Annotated in this window: 12 protein-coding genes; 10 read left to right on the forward strand and 2 right to left on the reverse strand. The window is 70.5% G+C overall.

Features of this window, described 5'->3' with window-relative positions:
• Nucleotides 1–11: 11 nt before the first annotated feature.
• Entirely contained in the window at nt 12–1,547 is a 1,536-nt protein-coding gene (locus ACIPV1_RS17795) for an ABC transporter substrate-binding protein (protein WP_185094121.1), read from the reverse strand.
• Between the two features lie 181 nt (nt 1,548–1,728).
• Here ACIPV1_RS17795 and ACIPV1_RS17800 point away from each other — a divergent pair, with 181 nt between their 5' ends.
• The 5 genes from ACIPV1_RS17800 (at nt 1,729) to ACIPV1_RS17820 (ending at nt 10,222) form a co-directional block, all read left to right on the forward strand.
• Entirely contained in the window at nt 1,729–2,742 is a 1,014-nt protein-coding gene (locus tag ACIPV1_RS17800; RefSeq protein ID WP_185094122.1) for a LacI family DNA-binding transcriptional regulator, read from the forward strand.
• Nucleotides 2,743–2,869: 127 nt separating this feature from the next.
• Nucleotides 2,870–5,419, forward strand: coding sequence for a glutamate--cysteine ligase (locus ACIPV1_RS17805; protein ID WP_402726943.1), 2,550 nt, complete (start codon nt 2,870–2,872; stop codon nt 5,417–5,419).
• Nucleotides 5,419–7,203: an N-acetylglutaminylglutamine amidotransferase gene (locus ACIPV1_RS17810; protein WP_402726944.1), complete on the forward strand. Its 1,785-nt coding sequence runs from the start codon at nt 5,419–5,421 to the stop codon at nt 7,201–7,203. The genes ACIPV1_RS17805 and ACIPV1_RS17810 overlap by 1 nt, the downstream gene beginning before the upstream one ends.
• Nucleotides 7,200–9,149, forward strand: coding sequence for a S9 family peptidase (locus ACIPV1_RS17815; protein WP_402726945.1), 1,950 nt, complete (start codon nt 7,200–7,202; stop codon nt 9,147–9,149). The genes ACIPV1_RS17810 and ACIPV1_RS17815 overlap by 4 nt, the downstream gene beginning before the upstream one ends.
• A 155-nt stretch (nt 9,150–9,304) precedes the next feature.
• Nucleotides 9,305–10,222 (forward strand): GNAT family N-acetyltransferase, encoded by a 918-nt coding sequence (locus ACIPV1_RS17820; protein ID WP_123937155.1) that lies wholly within the window; start codon nt 9,305–9,307, stop codon nt 10,220–10,222.
• Between the two features lie 20 nt (nt 10,223–10,242).
• Here ACIPV1_RS17820 and ACIPV1_RS17825 read toward each other — a convergent pair whose 3' ends face one another.
• Nucleotides 10,243–11,112, reverse strand: coding sequence for a phosphotransferase enzyme family protein (locus ACIPV1_RS17825; protein ID WP_402726946.1), 870 nt, complete (start codon nt 11,110–11,112; stop codon nt 10,243–10,245).
• 131 nt (nt 11,113–11,243) lie between these two features.
• Between ACIPV1_RS17825 and ACIPV1_RS17830 the strand changes: the two genes are divergently transcribed.
• From ACIPV1_RS17830 to ACIPV1_RS17850, 5 genes are all read left to right on the forward strand, one after another.
• Nucleotides 11,244–12,221 carry a matrixin family metalloprotease gene (locus tag ACIPV1_RS17830; protein WP_402726947.1) on the forward strand — a complete coding sequence of 326 codons (978 nt, stop codon included), beginning with the start codon at nt 11,244–11,246 and terminating at the stop codon, nt 12,219–12,221.
• An 84-nt stretch (nt 12,222–12,305) separates the two neighbouring features.
• On the forward strand, nt 12,306–13,325 hold the full coding sequence (locus tag ACIPV1_RS17835) for a YhcG family protein (RefSeq protein WP_402726948.1): 1,020 nt from the start codon (nt 12,306–12,308) through the stop codon (nt 13,323–13,325).
• A 44-nt stretch (nt 13,326–13,369) separates the two neighbouring features.
• Nucleotides 13,370–14,086 carry a GntR family transcriptional regulator gene (locus ACIPV1_RS17840; RefSeq protein ID WP_402726949.1) on the forward strand — a complete coding sequence of 239 codons (717 nt, stop codon included), beginning with the start codon at nt 13,370–13,372 and terminating at the stop codon, nt 14,084–14,086.
• A 91-nt stretch (nt 14,087–14,177) separates the two neighbouring features.
• Nucleotides 14,178–15,206 carry a sugar phosphate isomerase/epimerase family protein gene (locus ACIPV1_RS17845; protein ID WP_402726950.1) on the forward strand — a complete coding sequence of 343 codons (1,029 nt, stop codon included), beginning with the start codon at nt 14,178–14,180 and terminating at the stop codon, nt 15,204–15,206.
• Nucleotides 15,203–16,156: a 3-hydroxyacyl-CoA dehydrogenase family protein gene (locus ACIPV1_RS17850; RefSeq protein WP_402726951.1), complete on the forward strand. Its 954-nt coding sequence runs from the start codon at nt 15,203–15,205 to the stop codon at nt 16,154–16,156. Before ACIPV1_RS17845 ends, ACIPV1_RS17850 begins: the two co-directional genes overlap by 4 nt.
• Nucleotides 16,157–16,163 lie beyond the last annotated feature (7 nt).

A 16,163-nucleotide genomic window follows, 5' to 3' on the forward strand; every position in this document is an offset into this window, starting at 1 on the left:
GCCGCCCGCCGTCACCGGAAGTCCCACAGGTTCGGGATGAGGTGGAACTGGTCGGTCTGTTCCGGAGCGAGGTCCTTCGAGGTCAGCGCGAAGTAGCTCTTCACGTCCACCCACGGCACGTACCAGGCCTGGTCGACCACGTACTCGTTGATCGCCTGAGCGTTCTCGTCGGCGGCCGAGCCCTGCAGGGTCTGCGCCTTGTCGAGGAGCGGTTGGAGCTCCGGGTCGCTGGTGTGCCGGACGTTCCAGATCGAGTCCGGCTGCAGCGACTGGACGATGTCGAAGAGCGAGTCCGCGGTGCCGAGCTGGATGGGGAACACCGGGAAGTCACCGCGGAGCACCTTGTCCTGGGCGGTCGGTCCGGAGATCGTGACCTGGTCGACCTTGATCTTCAGGAGCGCGAGCTGCTGCACGACCATCGGGTTGACCTTGTTGCCGCTGCCGTCATCGCTCGCCTGGTTCGGGATCTGGAGGGTGAACCCGTCGGCGTACCCCGCGTCCTGCATCAACTGCTTCGCCTTCTCGACGTCGTAGGCGTACCGGTCGTCGAGCTTCGCCTGGTAGGCGGTCTCGTTCGGCGTGAAGATCTGTGTCGTCGGGGTCGCCTCACCGTTGAACAGGCCCTTCGCGATCGCCTTCCGGTCGAACACCATGTTCATCGCCTGGCGGACGCGGACGTCGCCGAGTGCCGGGACGGTCTCGCCGGCGCGGTCGGCGATGGCGAGTCCGCTCCAGCCGGACAGGTGCGACAGGACCTCGAGGCCGGACGACGACGCCTGAGCCGCGGTGGACTGGTCGATGACGGCGCCCTGGATCTCCTTCGAGCGCAGCGCGTTGAGTCGCGCGTTCACGTCGGGCATCACCTTGAGCACGAGGTTCTCGTACGGGTACTCCTTCGCGTTCCAGTAGTCGTCGCGCTTCTGGAACGTGTAGACCGACCCGCTCGTCGTCTTCGACGGTACGAGCGTGTACGGCCCGGAGCTGACGACCTTCGACCCGACGTCCTTGCTGTCGAGTTGCGCGGGACTGGCGACGATCCCCGGCGCGAAGCACATGAACGTCGGCAGCTGCCCGGTCGGTTCCTTCGCGGTGAGCACGACCGTGTCGGAGTCCGGCGTCGTGATCTGCATCCCCGCGACCCGGCCGGCATCACTGCCGCCGCCGGTCTGCATGTGCTCGATCGACGCCTTCACCGCGGCCGCGTCGACCGGCTTGCCGTCGGAGAACTCCATCCCGTCGCGGAGCTTCATCGTGAGCGCCTTGGCGTCGTCGCTCATCGAGAAGCTCTTGGCGGCCGCCGGGTGCACCTTCCCGTTCTGGTCGCAGCGCAGCAGGGTGTCGTACACCGCGTGCCACCGCCAGACCAGGTCACCGGCGCTCGACTGCAGCGCGGGGTCGAGCGACGGGGGCCGACCGGAGACCGCCAGGGTGAGGGTGGTGTGGTCGCCCGTGGCGCTCTGGGCACCGGAGGTGCAGCCGGTGAGCGCGGCGACGGACAAGGCGGCGGTAGCCACCCCGAGGACGATCTTGCACTTGGTTCCGAGCACGTTCACTCCCTTGTCAACGTCGTCGACGGGCGTGGAGCGTGCCACGTCGCCATCGACGGTGGAACTTGGACCGATCATGATTTAATCGATTAAAAGTGAGGATGCCCGGTGGCTCGGCTCCTGTCAACAGTCGGCGCCGAATCGAGTGGCAGGGGGGCGGTGATCGTGCTTGACTGACCGCGTGGCGGGCATCCAGGACCTCGGGCTCGCTGCCGTCGCGCAACTCGCGGGTGTCTCCACCGCGACCGTCTCGAACACGATCAACCGTCCCGAGATGGTCACCGCGAAGACCAGGAGCAAGGTCGAGGCGGCGATCCGCGAACTCGACTTCGTGCCGAACCAGGCAGCGGCGGCACTCCGGACCGGGTTCAACCGACTGTTCGGTCTCGTCATCCCCGACGTCGTGAACCCCTTCTACGCGACCATCGTCGACGCGGTGTCCGACGCCGCCGATCGCAGTGGGTACTCGCTCGCGCTCTGCGTGAGCCACGACGACCCGGCGAAGGAGCTCCGACAGCTCGACACCCTCGCGCGGCAGCGTGCGGCCGGTGTCCTCGTCGTCCCGCTGACGGCGGACTCCTCACGCCTCTCGATGCTGCGACGCATCGGGTCACGGCTCATCCTCGTCGACCGTGGGGCGGACCCCGGGGAGAGCTGCTCGGTCGCCATCGACGACCGGCACGGCGGCGCGCTCGCCGCCGAGCACCTGCTGGACCTGCCTGGCGACGGGCTGACCCTGGTGAACGGCCTCCGGTCGATCCGTCAGTGCGAGGATCGGCGCAGCGGTGCGCGGAGCGCGGTCGCGGGGCGCGGGCTCGACCCGGACGCGATCGTGGAGTTCGAGACGGATGCGATGACGATCGACTCCGGCTTCGACATCGGTCGACGCCTCGTCCTCGCTGGCGCCCCGCGGCGGGTGTTCTGCACCAACGACCAGCTCGCACTCGGCGTGATCCGTGGCATGGCGGCCGAGGGCGTGCGGACACCGTCCGACGCCGTCGTCGTCGGCTACGGCGACCTCGCGTTGTCGACCGAGGGGGCACTCCCGTTGTCGACGGTCGGGCAGCCGAAGCGCGCGATGGGTGAAGCGGCGGTCGCTCGGTTGCTCGCCGAACTCACCGAAGGGCCGCGGCACCACCACACCGCGACGCTCCTGGAGCCGGAGCTGCTCGTCCGCGAGTCCTCGACGCCGTGACCCCGGCGCGCTGACTCTCCGTCCGCTCCGGTGCGGAACTGCAGCGCACGAGGACGACCTTGTTACGAGCATGCGTCAGGCGGTGTGCCGCGGCGCACGCCACAGCGGCCGCGCGTAGGTTCCAGCCATGAGTGCAGAGCTGACGCTCGGCGCCGAGGAAGAGCTGCACCTCATCGACCTCGAGTCCGGCCGACTTTCCGCGAAGGCCCCGCGCCTTCTGCCCAAGCTGCCCGCCGACCGCTTCGGCGCGGAACTGCAGCGCACGACCATCGAGACGAACACCCCCGTGGTGCGTACCCTCGACGACCTGCGGCGGGTGATCGTCGACCTGCGCCGAGAGCTCAGCGCCGCGATCGCACCGGCCGGGGTCACCATCGCGTCGGTGGGCACCGCGCCGCGGTCCGAGTACGCCGACTTCGAACTGACCAGCGGCGGGCGCTACGGCCGGATGCAGGAGCAGTACCGGATGCTCGTCGACGAGCAGCTCATCTGCGGCCTGCAGGTGCACGTCGGTGTGAGCGACCGCGACCTGGCGGTGCAGATCGCGCAACGGGTCGCGCCGGTGCTGCCGGTGCTGCTGGCCCTGAGCGCGTCGAGTCCGTTCTGGAACGGGCAGGACACCGGGTACTCGTCGTTCCGCAGCATCATCTGGCAGCGGTGGCCGTCGGCCGGCAGCTTCGGACGGGTGTCGAACGCGGCGGAGTACGACAAGGTGCTCGACGACCTGATCGCCTCGGGGGTGATCGCCGACAAGAAGATGGCGTACTTCGACGTGCGGCCGTCGTCGCACGCTCCGACACTCGAACTCCGGGTGTGCGACGCCACCCCGATCGTCGACGACGCGGTGCTCATCGCCGGGTTGTTCCGGGCAGCGGTGCGGAAGGCCGAGGTCGCCGTCGAGTCCGGCGCCGAGTGGCACCCCCGCAGCGAACCCCTGCACCGTGCAGCGATGTGGCAGGCGGCGCGCACGGGGCTGAGCGGCGAACTGCTCGGCCTCGGGCAGCACCCGGACCGCCTGCCCGCCGAGGTCGCCGTCCGGCAACTGGTGTCCCGCCTGCGCCCGGAACTCGAGGAGCTCGGCGACTGGGGCACCGTCACGGACCTGCTCGAGGACACCCTGGCCCGCGGCAACTCCACCGATCGACAGCGCACCGCGTACGCCGAGCGCGGGGAGCTCGACGACGTCGTCGCCCTGGTGGTCGAGGACACCGCCGGCACGCCGTCCGGTCGTGACGAGGACCCGGCGGTCGCGGTCCCCGGCTACCGGGTGCGCGCCGGCGACGAAGCGGTCGGCCCCGGTGCCCGCCCCCGTCCGGCGTTCCGCGACCTGGCGACGTACTTCACCGCCTGGGACGCCGACACCACGAACGAGCACTGTGCCGCGCGCGACGCCTGGACGCGCGAGCACGAGGTCGGCTTCGTCGTGGACGGCGGCGTGCAGGCGTTCGGGTGCGACCTGGTGCCGCGGACGATCAGCGCGTACGAGTGGTCGCAGCTGGAGCGTGGCCTCGGGCAGCGCGCACGGGCGATCGAGCTGTTCCTGCGCGACGTGTACGGCGAGCGGCGGATCGTGGCCGACGGGGTCATGGACGAGCACCAGTTCGTCGGGGCGAACGGCTGGGACCCCGACGCCTCGCGCCTGCCCGGTCACGCGGTGCGGGCACCCGTGCTCGGCTTCGACCTGGTGCGGAACGAGTTCGGCGGTTGGCGGGTGCTCGAGGACAACGTGCGCTCGCCCTCCGGGGTGGCCTACGGCATCGCCCTCCGCGAGCTCATGGACGCCGTCGTGCCCGACGCGCCCCGTCCGGCGCTGTTGCGGGACCCGCACGGCGTGACCGACCGGCTGCGCGAGACCCTGCGCACCAACGCGACCGCGGTGACCGGCAACCCGGACCCGGTGCTCGCACTCGTCAGCGACGGCCCCGCCGCCGGCGCGTGGTTCGAGCACCGCAGGCTGGCCGACGGAGCCGGGCTGCGCCTCCTGGCCGGGTCTGACCTGGACGTCCGTGACGGACGCGTGGTCGACGCGACGACCGGCGACGTGCTCGACGGGCTGTACCTGCGGATCGACCGCGACGTGCGGGCCCTGACCGCGGACCACGCGCCGGAGCTGGGCGCCCGCGTCCTCGACGTCGCCGAGGCCGGACACGTCCACCTGGCGAACGCCCCGGGCAACGCCCTGGTCGACGACAAGGCGATGTACGTCAACGTGCCGGACCTGATCTGGTACTACCTGGACGAGAAGCCGCTGCTCGAGTCGGTGCCGACGTACCGCACGAGCATCGAGGGCGAACGGCTGTCCGTGCTCGACCGGGTCGGCGAACTCGTGACGAAGCCGGTCGACGGCGAAGGCGGACGCGGGGTCCTGATCGGGCCGAGCGCGAGCGCTCCCGAGGTCGCCGAGCGACGGCGTGAGATCGCCGCGGACCCGGCTGGTTGGGTCGGGCAGGAAGTGGTGCAGCTGTCGTCACACCCGACCATCGGACCGGCGGGCCTCGACCCACGGCACGTCGACCTGCGCGCGTTCGTCTACCTGACCGGCACCGGAGTGGACGACGCGCAACTCGCCGACGTCGCCCTGACCCGGGTCGCACCCGAGGGCAGCATGGTCGTGAACTCGTCGCGCGGCGGCGGCGCCAAGGACACGTGGATCATCGGGACGACAGGGGAACGCTGATGTGTGGACTCGCGGGTGAGATCCGGTTCGATGGCACGGCCACGGACGTCGGAGCAGTGGCGCGGATGACCGGGTGCATGGTGCACCGCGGCCCCGACGGTGACGGGCTGTGGGCACGCGGACCGGTCGCGCTCGGGCACCGACGGCTGTCGATCGTCGACCTGTCCACCGCCGGTGGGCAGCCGATGGTGCTGCCCCGGGCCGGACTGACGATCGCCTACAACGGCATGGTCTACAACTACGAGCAGCTGCGTGACGAGCTGCGGGGCAAGGGTCACGAGTTCTTCTCGACGTCGGACACCGAGGTCATCGCCGTCGCCTACGCCGAGTGGGGCACGGCCTTCGTCGAGCACCTGATCGGCATGTTCGCCATCGCGATCTGGGAGCACGCCAGCGGCCGACTCGTGCTCGCGCGGGACCGGCTCGGCATCAAGCCGTTGTACGTGGCACAGGTACCTGGCGGGCTCCGCTTCGCGTCGTCCCTGCCTGCGGTGCTGGCCGGCGGCGGCATCGACACGTCCATCGACCCCGTCGCCTTCGCCTCCTACATGAGCTTCCACTCGATCGTGCCGGCACCCCGCACGATCCTGTCCGGCGTCGGCAAGCTCCCGCCGGCCACCGTCCGGGTGATCGAGCGCGACGGCACGTCCCGCGACACCGTCTACTGGGAGCCCAGGTTCGAGCGCGACCCCGCCAGGGCCGACTGGACCGACCAGGACTGGGAGCAGGCGTTCATCGGGTCGCTCCGCACCGCGGTCGAGCGCCGGATGGTGGCCGACGTCCCCGTCGGCGTGCTGCTGTCCGGTGGCATCGACTCATCCCTGGTCGTCGGACTGCTCGCCGAGGCCGGGCAGCAGGACCTCGCCACGTTCAGCATCGGCTTCGAGGCCGCTGGCGGTGAGTCCGGCGACGAGTTCGAGTACTCGGACCAGGTCGCGAAGCACTTCGGCACCGACCACCACCGCATCCACATCCCGTCGACGCGCCTGCTCGACGGCATCGACGGTGCGGTCGCCGCCATGAGCGAGCCGATGGTCAGCCACGACTGCGTCGCGTTCTACCTGCTGTCGCAGGAGGTCTCGCAGCACGTCAAGGTCGTGCAGTCCGGCCAGGGTGCCGACGAGGTGCTCGCCGGCTACGACTGGTACCCGCCGCTGGCCGACGTCCCCCGCGACCAGGCGGCGGAGGCCTACCGTTCCGTGTTCATGGACCGCAGGTGGCCGGCGCTGCAGGGGCTGCTCGGGGAGCGCTGGAAGAGCGACGACGACACCCCGTCGGCGTTCGTGGACGCTGCGTTCGCGGTTCCGGGCGCGGAGACGAGCGTGGATGCTGCGCTCCGCAGCGACACGATGACGATGCTCGTCGACGACCCGGTCAAGCGCGTCGACAACATGACGATGGCGTGGGGCCTCGAGGCCCGCGTGCCGTTCCTGGACCACGAGTTCGTCGAGCTCGCCGGCGCGATCCCGCCCGCGCTCAAGCTGTCGGACGGCGGCAAGGGCGTGATGAAGCGGGCGTCGCGCGGCATCGTCCCCGACAGTGTCATCGACCGCAGCAAGGGGTCGTTCCCGGTGCCCGCGATCCGGCAGCTCGAGGGCCCGTACCTGGAGCGGGTGTGCACGGCACTGCACGCGCCGGAAGCACGTGAGCGCGGCCTGTTCGACCCGGGTACGGTCGAGCGGATGCTCCAGGACCCGAACAGCACGCGAACCGAGATCGGCGCGAACGCGCTCTGGCAGCTCGGCCTGATCGAGATGTGGCTGCAGCAGCAGGGGGTGCGGTGAACGTGGGTTCCACCCGGACTGGAGGCTCGGCGAGCGTCGCGTCGTCGGCCGACGTCCGTCCCTCGGTCACGACCAGGGCCGCGGCCGACCTGGGTGAGCGGCTCGCCGCCGCCTGGGGGTCGTGGGGCCCCACCATGACCCGGAACGCCCGGCGCGTGGCGTTCGTGTCCGACCGGCACGGCACGCCCGAGGTGTTCGTGCAGGACGTCGTCGTCGACGGCGAACTGCCGGAACCGGTCCGGATCGCGCTGTCCGACGACCCCGTGATCCGGGTGTCGTGGTCGTCCGACGGGGAGTGGCTCGCCGTGGCGATCGCGACCGACGGCGGCGTGAAGCAGCAGGTCTGGGTGGTGCGGCCGGACGGCACCGACGCCGCGCAGATCGCCGGTTCGCGCTACCAGCACGCCGAGCTCGGCCCGTGGAGCCGCAGCGGGCACCGGGTCGTCATCACGCTGCCCTCGACCGAAGCCGACCAGCCGGCCCGCTCGTACCTGGTCGACCCGGTGTCCGGCGACCGCGACGACCTGGCCGTCGGCGAACTCATCCACATCCTCGACCTGTCGGTGGAGGAACGCCTCGTCGTGCTCAGTGACGGGCAGCGCGGCCAGGAGTTCGTGGTCGTCGTCGACCGGCTGACCGACGAGAGCCACGCCCTGTTCGCCGACGACCCCGACGGGTCCGCCGAGATCGCGTTCCTGCGGCCCTCGCCCGCGAGCGAGACCAGCCCCCTCGTCGCCTACGTCGCCACCGAGGCCGGACTGCCCCGCCGCGGACTCGTCGCCCAGCCCGTCGGACCACACGGCTGGCGTGGCACGCCCCGACGGATCATCGAGCGCGCCGACGCCGAACTCGAGTACCTCGACGCCGACGACGCCGGCCGCACGCTGCTGCTCGTCTGGAACGTCGACGGGCGCAGCGAACTCGACCTCATCAACACCCACGACGCCTCGCGCACACCGGTGCCCGACCTGCCCGGGTACGTCGTCACCGATCCCGTGCTGAGCCGCGACGGTCGGAGCGTGCTGCTCGCCGTCGAAGGACCGACCCGGCCCCGCGAACTGTGGCGGCTCGACACGAACGCGCTCACCTGGAGCCGGGTCACCGACGTCCCCGCGCTGCCGGACGTGCAGCTGGTCGAGCCGACGCTCGAGCGGTTCACCGCCCGTGACGGACTGGAGCTGACCGCCTGGCTGTACCGGGCGGTGGAGCCGGCCACGTCGTCGGCCGTCGGCGCTCGTGCTGCTGCTGCCGTGCCTCCCGGCCCGCGCGCAGCGCTCGTCCACCTGCACGGCGGACCGGAGTCGCAGGAACGACCCACGTTCTCGCCGCAGCACCAGGCGCTCGCCGCAGCGGGCGTGACCGTCCTCGCCCCGAACATCCGCGGATCGTCCGGGTACGGACACGAGTTCGTGCACGCCGACGACCTGGCCCTGCGCTGGAACGCGCTCGCCGACGTCGTGGACTGCGCACGGTTCCTGGTGTCGAACGGGTACGCCGACCGCTCCCGGGTGGCCGTCGAGGGCCGCTCCTACGGCGGGTACGCGACCCTCGCATCCCTGGCGTTCACGCCCGACGTGTTCGCGGCAGGTGTCGCCGTGTGCGGGATGAGCGACTTCGCCACGTTCTACCGGGACACCGAACCGTGGATCGCCTCTGCCGCTGCGACGAAGTACGGACACCCCGTCGACGACGAAGCGCTGCTCGCGGCCCTGTCGCCGATGCGGGCGATCGACGACGTCACGGCGCCGTTGCTCGCCGTGCACGGCGAGCTCGACACGAACGTCCCCATCGGCGAGGCGCACCAGGTGGTCGCGGCGCTGCGGGAGCGGGCGCACGACGTCGAGTACCTGGAGCTCGCGGGCGAGGGGCACGAGTACCGGCGGGCGTCGTCGCGGGCGCTGCTGGTGCGGCGGATGGTGGAGTTCGTGGCGTCGCGGCTGGGGTGAGGCGGGGCGCTCGGTCTGGTGGGGGTGCTCGCTGGTGCGAGGTTTCACACTCGGTGCGAGGTTGTTTCCTCGCACCAGGTGAACAACCTCGCACTGTGCCGTCACGGGGTGCAACGATGCGGTGGCGGCGCTCGCCGCGGGCAGAGAATGGTGGGATGACGACGACTGCGCCGACCTCGACCGCGCTGCCCCGACCGGGAGAGGTCCTCGTGACCTCGGCAGCGGACGTCGAGCAGGTCGTCCAACGCGCCACGAACCACTACGCCTCCGGTGTCGTCGCGGACACCGCCGGGTGGGCGGACGGCGATCGTCGGCGGCTCGAGGACCTCGGGTTCCGTGGTGGTGATGCCCGCGGCGAAGCACTCCGGACCCTCGACCTGACGATCGCCGACGACGGCACCCCGACGCGGATGCTCGACGCGCCCGCCATGGCCGCGCTGAACAGCCACCACGCACGGTTCGCCGAGCGGCGTGGCGAGGTCGTCCGGTACCAGACCGACGTGTCGGTGTGGACAGGGATCCCCGAGCAACCCACTGCGCAGGACTGGGAGGACGTGCGGGCGCTGCTCGGGTCGGGCGGGATGCTCGGCGTCGGTGCCGCTGCCGTCCTACCGTCGGGGTGGGAGCTCGTCGAGGGCGCCGGCGGCGTGCAGCTCACCGGTGAGGCGATCGAGGGGGCGCCCGACGACGAAGCCGTCGTGCTGACATCCGACGACGTGCCGGAGATGACCGCCCTGGTGGAGCGGACGAAGCCGGGGCCGTTCCTTCCGCGCACCATCGAGCTCGGCACGTACCTGGGCATCCGGCGGGACGGACGGCTCGTCGCCATGGCGGGGGAGCGGTTGCACCCGCCGGGGTGGACCGAGATCAGCGCCGTGTGCACCGATGCGGAGTACCGAGGTCAGGGGTTCGGGCGGCGGCTGGTGCTCGCCGTCGCGCACGGGATCCGCGAGCGTGGGGAGACGCCGCTCATGCACGCGGCCGCCGGGAACACCGGGGCGATCGGGTTGTACCAGCACCTCGGGTTCCGGCTGCGGGATCGCGGGGCGCCGCGGTTCGTGCGGGTGCCGTGAGCTGGGCTCGTTCCTGACCGTCAGAAGGCGGCGAGGGCGTCCCGGAGCATGTCGTGGCCCTGTGCCTCGAAGCCCTCGTCACCGACCGCGTAGGCCCAGGTCGCGGTGCCGACGGCCTCGCGGAGTTGCAACCAGCGCCAGGCATCTGACTCGCGCGGATCGTTGCCGTAGCCGTCGAAGAACGCCGCTTCGAGGGTCGGATCGTCCTGCCAGTGCAGCACCGCGAGGCGGGTGAGGTCGAACGAGGCCGGGCGCCAGCCGAAGCGGCCGAAGTCGATGACGCGGAGCCGTCCGTGGCGGTCGTCTTCGTCGTCGACGATCCAGTTGCGCGGGTGGAAGTCGCCGTGGGTCGGGACCAGGGGCTCGTCCGGGTGGTCGGCGGGGAGCATCTCGAGTGCCGCGCGGGTCCGGGCGGCGACGTCGGGCGAGATCCGGTGCGGGGTATCGAGGGCACGGAAGGCCTTCGCCTGCTCGTGCAGCAGGAACGTCGGGTCGTGCCGGGTGCCGTGGTCGTGCAGACGCCGGAGGACTGCGCCGGCCTGCCGGTGGACGTCAGGGGCGTGCTCGTCCGCAGTACCGAGCGCGAGGTGACCAGGGACGCGTTCGAGGACGAGGACACGGTGGTCTTCGTCGGCGGACACGAGGGCACCGGCGTCCCCGGCAGTGCACAGGGCGTCGGTCACGGTCCGGTGGGCCTCGAGTTCCCGGGGGAAGTGGGTGTTGTCCGGGCCCGACGCCTTCACGGTGTAGCTGACGGCGCCGTTGACGACGTGCAGGACCCTCGTGTCGAGGAGCCCCCACGAGTCGTCCGCCACGAGGACGGCATCGGGGAGCGTGCGGAGCACGAACGCGATCTGGTGGCCGTCGAGTCCGGTGTCGCCCCACTGCATGGCGGCACGCTACCCGGTCCGCTCTGCGCACCGCGGCCGTTCTGGGGGCTTGTCGGCCCTCCCGCGCCCCCGGACACTGATGCAGCCGTCCGCCACCGTGGTTCGGGTGCGGCGTGATCAAGGAGGGCGCAGTGCGCACGTCATCGAAGACCGCCGCCGCGGTCGCACTCGGGTTCGTCCTGACGGCGGTCATCGCCGCACCGGGGCTCGCCGAGGCGGCGAGCTGCCGAGGCGACAGCATCTCGGTCCACGATCTCGATTCCGGGTGCCGCGTCGACTCCGGCGTGGTGGCGCTCGAGGACGGCCGGACCTTCGCAGTGCCCGCAGCCGGCACCACGCTCACTGCTGCCCCGGTCGCGGAAGGGGACACCGACCCCGGGGACGTGGTGATCGCGAACCGCGGTGCCGCGGGCATCGCCGTGCAGGTCGACGAGGTGTGGGGCGGATCGCCCGCCGCCGTCCGGCAGGAACGCGCAGCCCAGCAGCGCCGAACGCTCGGGGCGACGATCCGTGGCACTGTCTCGCACAGCGGCGCCACGACGTCCGCGAGCTGCGGGAGCAAGGCGTACGTGCTGACCGGCGCGCACTGGGAGTCGCCGATCCGGTGGCGGTACAACCCGACCGGGGCGAAGGTGTCGAAGGTCGCAGCGATCCAGAGCGGTGCCGAAGCGTGGACCGGCACGATCACGGCGTGCGGTCAGACGATCCAGTCGACGGCGGCCCAGGAGTACCTCGGCACCGCGAAGCAGCAGGCTGCGGTCACCGCTGACGGGGGCTGCGGAACCTCGAACCGGACGAGCGTGGTCGGGTGGGGCAAGCTGCCGTCGAAGACCCTGGCGCTGACGTGCATCTGGTCCTTCACGGGCGGGGTCGCATTCGAGACCGACCAGCGGTACTCGACGGGCCACCGGTGGGGATCGACCAGCACCTGCTCGGGCAACCGGTTCGACCTGCGCGGCATCGCGACGCACGAGTGGGGGCACTCGTACGGGCTCGGGCACACGGCGCAGAAGTCGGGGCTCGTGATGAAGCCGTCGTCCACGGTGTGCGACACGGCGCAGCGGACGCTCGGGCTCGGCGATCTGCGGGGGATCGCGGTGCTGTACTGAGCGGACGCGACGGCGTCGTCGATCTGTCCACAGGATCAGCTGGACGGGCCCGCTGACCGCGCGCACTGGCTACGGTCGTTCGCGATGACCCAACCTGCCCTGCCCGAGAATTACGCGGCAACGCTCGATGCGCTGAAGAAGCGCGTCCAATCCGCCAGGTTCACGGCGCAGCGCTGTGTCAACACAGGGCTAGTCCGCCTCTACTGGCAGATCGGCGCAATGATTCTCGACCGCCAGCAAACCGCAGGGTGGGGGAGTGGGCTCGTGGACCAGTTGGCGCGTGATCTCCGGACCGCCTTTCCTGAGATGAAGGGCTTCTCACGGCGGAACGTGTTCTACATGCGCAGTTTCGCGGCAGCGTGGCCTGGTCCGGATGTCGTGCAACAGCCTGTTGCACAACTTCCGTGGGGTCACATCACCGTGTTGCTCGGTCGCCTCGACGGCCGAGAGCGCCGTGACCGGTACGCGGCGCAAGCGCTCGAGCACGGTTGGTCCCGGAACGTCCTCGAGCACCACGTCGCGACGAACGCCCACGAGCGATTCACCTCAGCACTGACCAACTTCGACCGTGTCCTCGACGAGGCTGACTCCGATCTGGCGCAGCAGATCACGCGCGATCCGTACGTGCTCGACTTCTTGGCGCTCGACGCAGGTGCAACGGAGCGACAGCTCGAGGAGCGGCTCGTCGACCGCATCATCGACACGCTCCGGGAGCTCGGCACTGGGTTTTCGTTCGTCGGGCGGCAAGTCCACTTCGAGGTTCACGGTGACGACTTCTTCGTCGATCTTCTCTTCTTCCACGTCGACCAGCTCCGGTACGTCGTCGTCGAACTCAAGAGCGGCAAGTTCAAACCCGAACACCTCGGCCAGCTGTCGTTCTACGTGTCCCTGGTAGACGACCGGCTCCGGCGCCAACAGCATTCGGGCACCGTTGGGCTCCTGCTCGTGGCTGACAAGAACGACCCGGTCGTGCGGTACGCCCTCAGCGGGCACGGAGCCCCGGTCGGCGTCGCTCGGTACGACCTCCTTCCATCGACGCTTCGTGCGGCACTGCCCTCGGAGGACGACCTGACGGGGATGCTCGCCGATTCTGCCGTCAACTGATCAGGGTCGAGCTGTCGGATTCGTGGATTCTCTAGGATCGACACATGTCCACGACCATGCCCGGCTTCGGGACCGAACGCATCGCGCAGCTCGGCCTGCGTGACCGCGTGTACGACCGGGTTCTCGAGGTCCTGATGGGCCACGACGTCGAACCCGGCATGCGACTGTCGATCGACGGGCTCGCCCGCACCCTCGGCGTCTCCCCGACTCCGGTGCGCGAAGCCCTCGTGCAGCTCGAACGCACCGGCCTCGTCACCCGAGAGGCGAACAAGGGCTACCGGGTCTCTCCACCCTTGGCCGGCGACCAACTCGAGGCACTGTTCGACGCCAGACTCATCGTGGAGAGCGGTGCCGTCGAGCTCGCTGCGCGCGGTGACGTCGACGCCCTGCGGGGGCGGCTCGGCACGGCGCTCGACGAGCAGGCTGCGGTGGCCGACGAGGTCGCGGCGGTCGGTGCGGCTGAGGCGTCGGAAGAACTCATGGCCCGGTTCTTCCGCAGCGACTGGCAGTTCCACCAGCTGATCTTCGATGCCACGCGGAACCCGTTCCTCGAGGAGATGTCCGAGATCATCACGACCCGCGTGCACCGGATGCGGCAGATCGTCGAGGGCGGCGGGGACGACACCGACCGCGCCGTCCACGAGCACCGAGCGGTGGTCGATGCCCTCGCGGTCGGGCCGGCCGAAGCGGTCGCGGCGATGCGGCACCACATCGACGCCGTCCGGCTCCGGTCGCGCGAGGACGCTTCGCACACGAGCTGATCCCGCAGGGGTTGCGCTCTGTCGAGGTGCGAGTATCTTTCCTATAGGAAAGAGGTTCACCGCCGAACCCCGACATGCGAAGGAGCATTCCGTGAGCACACCGCAGGACTGGGTCGACCAGGATTGGGACCCCACCACCTGGACGTCGGACACCTGGCCGATCGCCGCCTGTCTGCACGGCTTCGCCCAGGTCACGCGCGATGGCACTGCGTTCCACGATGCCCCGGCCGCGGTCTGGGACGACGTGTTCGCACAGATCGCAGCCGCAGGGTTCTCGCTCGCTGAACTCGCCGACAGCCACATCCGCCCCGCGGACCTCGAGCGCTCCCGCCGCGACGAGCTGTTCGCCGTCGCGAAGGCGCACGGCATCGGGATCCCCTCGGTGCACCTGCAGCGCAAGAGCGTCATCCAGCCCGGACACGAGGAGGACAACCTCGCCTACGCCCACCGCACCATCGATGCGGCGGCCGAGTGGGGCATGCAGGTGTTCTCGACGGGCCTGCACCAGCCGTTCAACGAGGCCCAGAAGCGCGCGCTGTGGTTCTGGACCGCGCAGGGCCCGAAGGACCCGGACGACCCCGAGGTCTGGAACGCGGCGGTCAAGCGCCTGCGGGAGCTCGGTGAGCACGCTGCCTCCGTCGGACTGCCGATGGCCCTCGAGCTGTACGAGGACACCTACCTCGGCACCGCCGACAGCGCCGTGCGACTGGTCGAGGACATCGGGCTCGACAACGTCGGCCTGAACGCGGACGTCGCCAACCTCATCCGCCTCCACCGGCCGATCGAGGACTGGCGGGAGCTCTTCGCGAAGACCATGCCGCACACGAACTACCTGCACGTGAAGAACTACACGCGTGACGAGGCCGGCGACGGCAGCTGGGCGACGAGCGCGCCGAGCACGATGGAGACGGGCCTCATCAACTACCGCCAGGTCCTGCGCGACGCCGTCGCCGACGGGTTCCGCGGGATCGTCATGACCGAGCAGTACGGCGGGGACAGCCTCGGCGTCTGCGCCACGAACCAGCAGTACATCCGATCCGTCCTCGCGACGACGAAGCTCGACGCGACGGCGACGGCGACCCCGACTGCAGCAACCAGCACCGAAGGAGCAACCCGATGAGCACCCTCGACATCGCCGTCGTCGGATCCGGCTACATGGGCGGCGGGATCGCCCAGGTCCTCGCCCTCGCCGGCCACACCGTCCGGATCGCCGACGTCTCGGCCGAGATCGCCGCGTCCAACCGCGCCCGCCTCATCGCAGAGACCGAGCAGTTCGTCACGGACGGCCTGTTCCCCGCGGACGCCGTGGCTCGCGTCGACGCGCACCTCAGCGCAGCCGCCTCCATCGAGGAAGCGGTCGCCGACGCCGACTTCATCGAGGAGGCCGTCCCCGAGAAGATCGAGATCAAGCACGCGACCCTCCGCCGCATCAGCGAAGCCGCCCGCCCCGACGCGATCATCGGCTCGAACACCTCGACGATCCTGATCGAGTCGCTGGCCGAGGCCGTCGTGGGCCCGGAGCGGTTCCTCGGTGTGCACTTCTCGAACCCGGCCCCGTTCATCCCCGGCGTCGAGCTCATCCCGCACCCGTCCACGAACGAGCACGCGATCGCGGTCGGCGAGACCGTCGTCGCCGCGACCGGCAAGCAGTCGGCGCGGGTGAAGGACTCGACCGGGTTCGTGCTGAACCGCCTGCAGTACGCGCTGTTCGAGGAGGCCACGAAGATCGCCGACGAGGGCATCGCCACTCCCGACGACATCGACACCATCGTGCGGACCACGTTCGGGTTCCGGCTGCCGTTCTTCGGCCCGTTCGCGATCGCCGACATGGCCGGTCTCGACGTCTACGCGTTCTGCTTCGAGTCGCTGCAGACCCGTTGGCCCGAGCGCTTCGCCACCCCGCCGTCGCTGCAGCAGCACGTCGAGGCGGGCGAGCTCGGCACGAAGTCCGGCGCCGGGTACCTGGAGGTACCGGCCGACCGGACGCCGGAGCTCGTCGCCTACCGCAACAAGGCCTACGTCGCGATGCAGAAGCTGCTCGACGACCTCGGCCCGGCGCCGATCCACTGAGGGGGAC

This window comes from Curtobacterium sp. NPDC089991 (genome assembly GCF_044748425.1).
In the GTDB taxonomy this organism is placed as follows: Bacteria; Actinomycetota; Actinomycetes; order Actinomycetales; family Microbacteriaceae; genus Curtobacterium.

Bases quoted from the DNA above. Each gene is read 5' to 3' on its own strand.
- ACIPV1_RS17805 (WP_402726943.1), top strand. From the start codon at position 2,870: ATGAGTGCAGAGCTGACGCTCGGCGCCGAGGAAGAGCTGCACCTCATC.
- ACIPV1_RS17810 (WP_402726944.1), top strand. From the start codon at position 5,419: ATGTGTGGACTCGCGGGTGAGATCCGGTTCGATGGCACGGCCACGGAC.
- ACIPV1_RS17820 (WP_123937155.1), top strand. From the start codon at position 9,305: ATGACGACGACTGCGCCGACCTCGACCGCGCTGCCCCGACCGGGAGAG.
- ACIPV1_RS17825 (WP_402726946.1), bottom strand. From the start codon at position 11,112: ATGCAGTGGGGCGACACCGGACTCGACGGCCACCAGATCGCGTTCGTG.
- ACIPV1_RS17835 (WP_402726948.1), top strand. From the start codon at position 12,306: ATGACCCAACCTGCCCTGCCCGAGAATTACGCGGCAACGCTCGATGCG.
- ACIPV1_RS17840 (WP_402726949.1), top strand. From the start codon at position 13,370: ATGTCCACGACCATGCCCGGCTTCGGGACCGAACGCATCGCGCAGCTC.
- ACIPV1_RS17850 (WP_402726951.1), top strand. From the start codon at position 15,203: ATGAGCACCCTCGACATCGCCGTCGTCGGATCCGGCTACATGGGCGGC.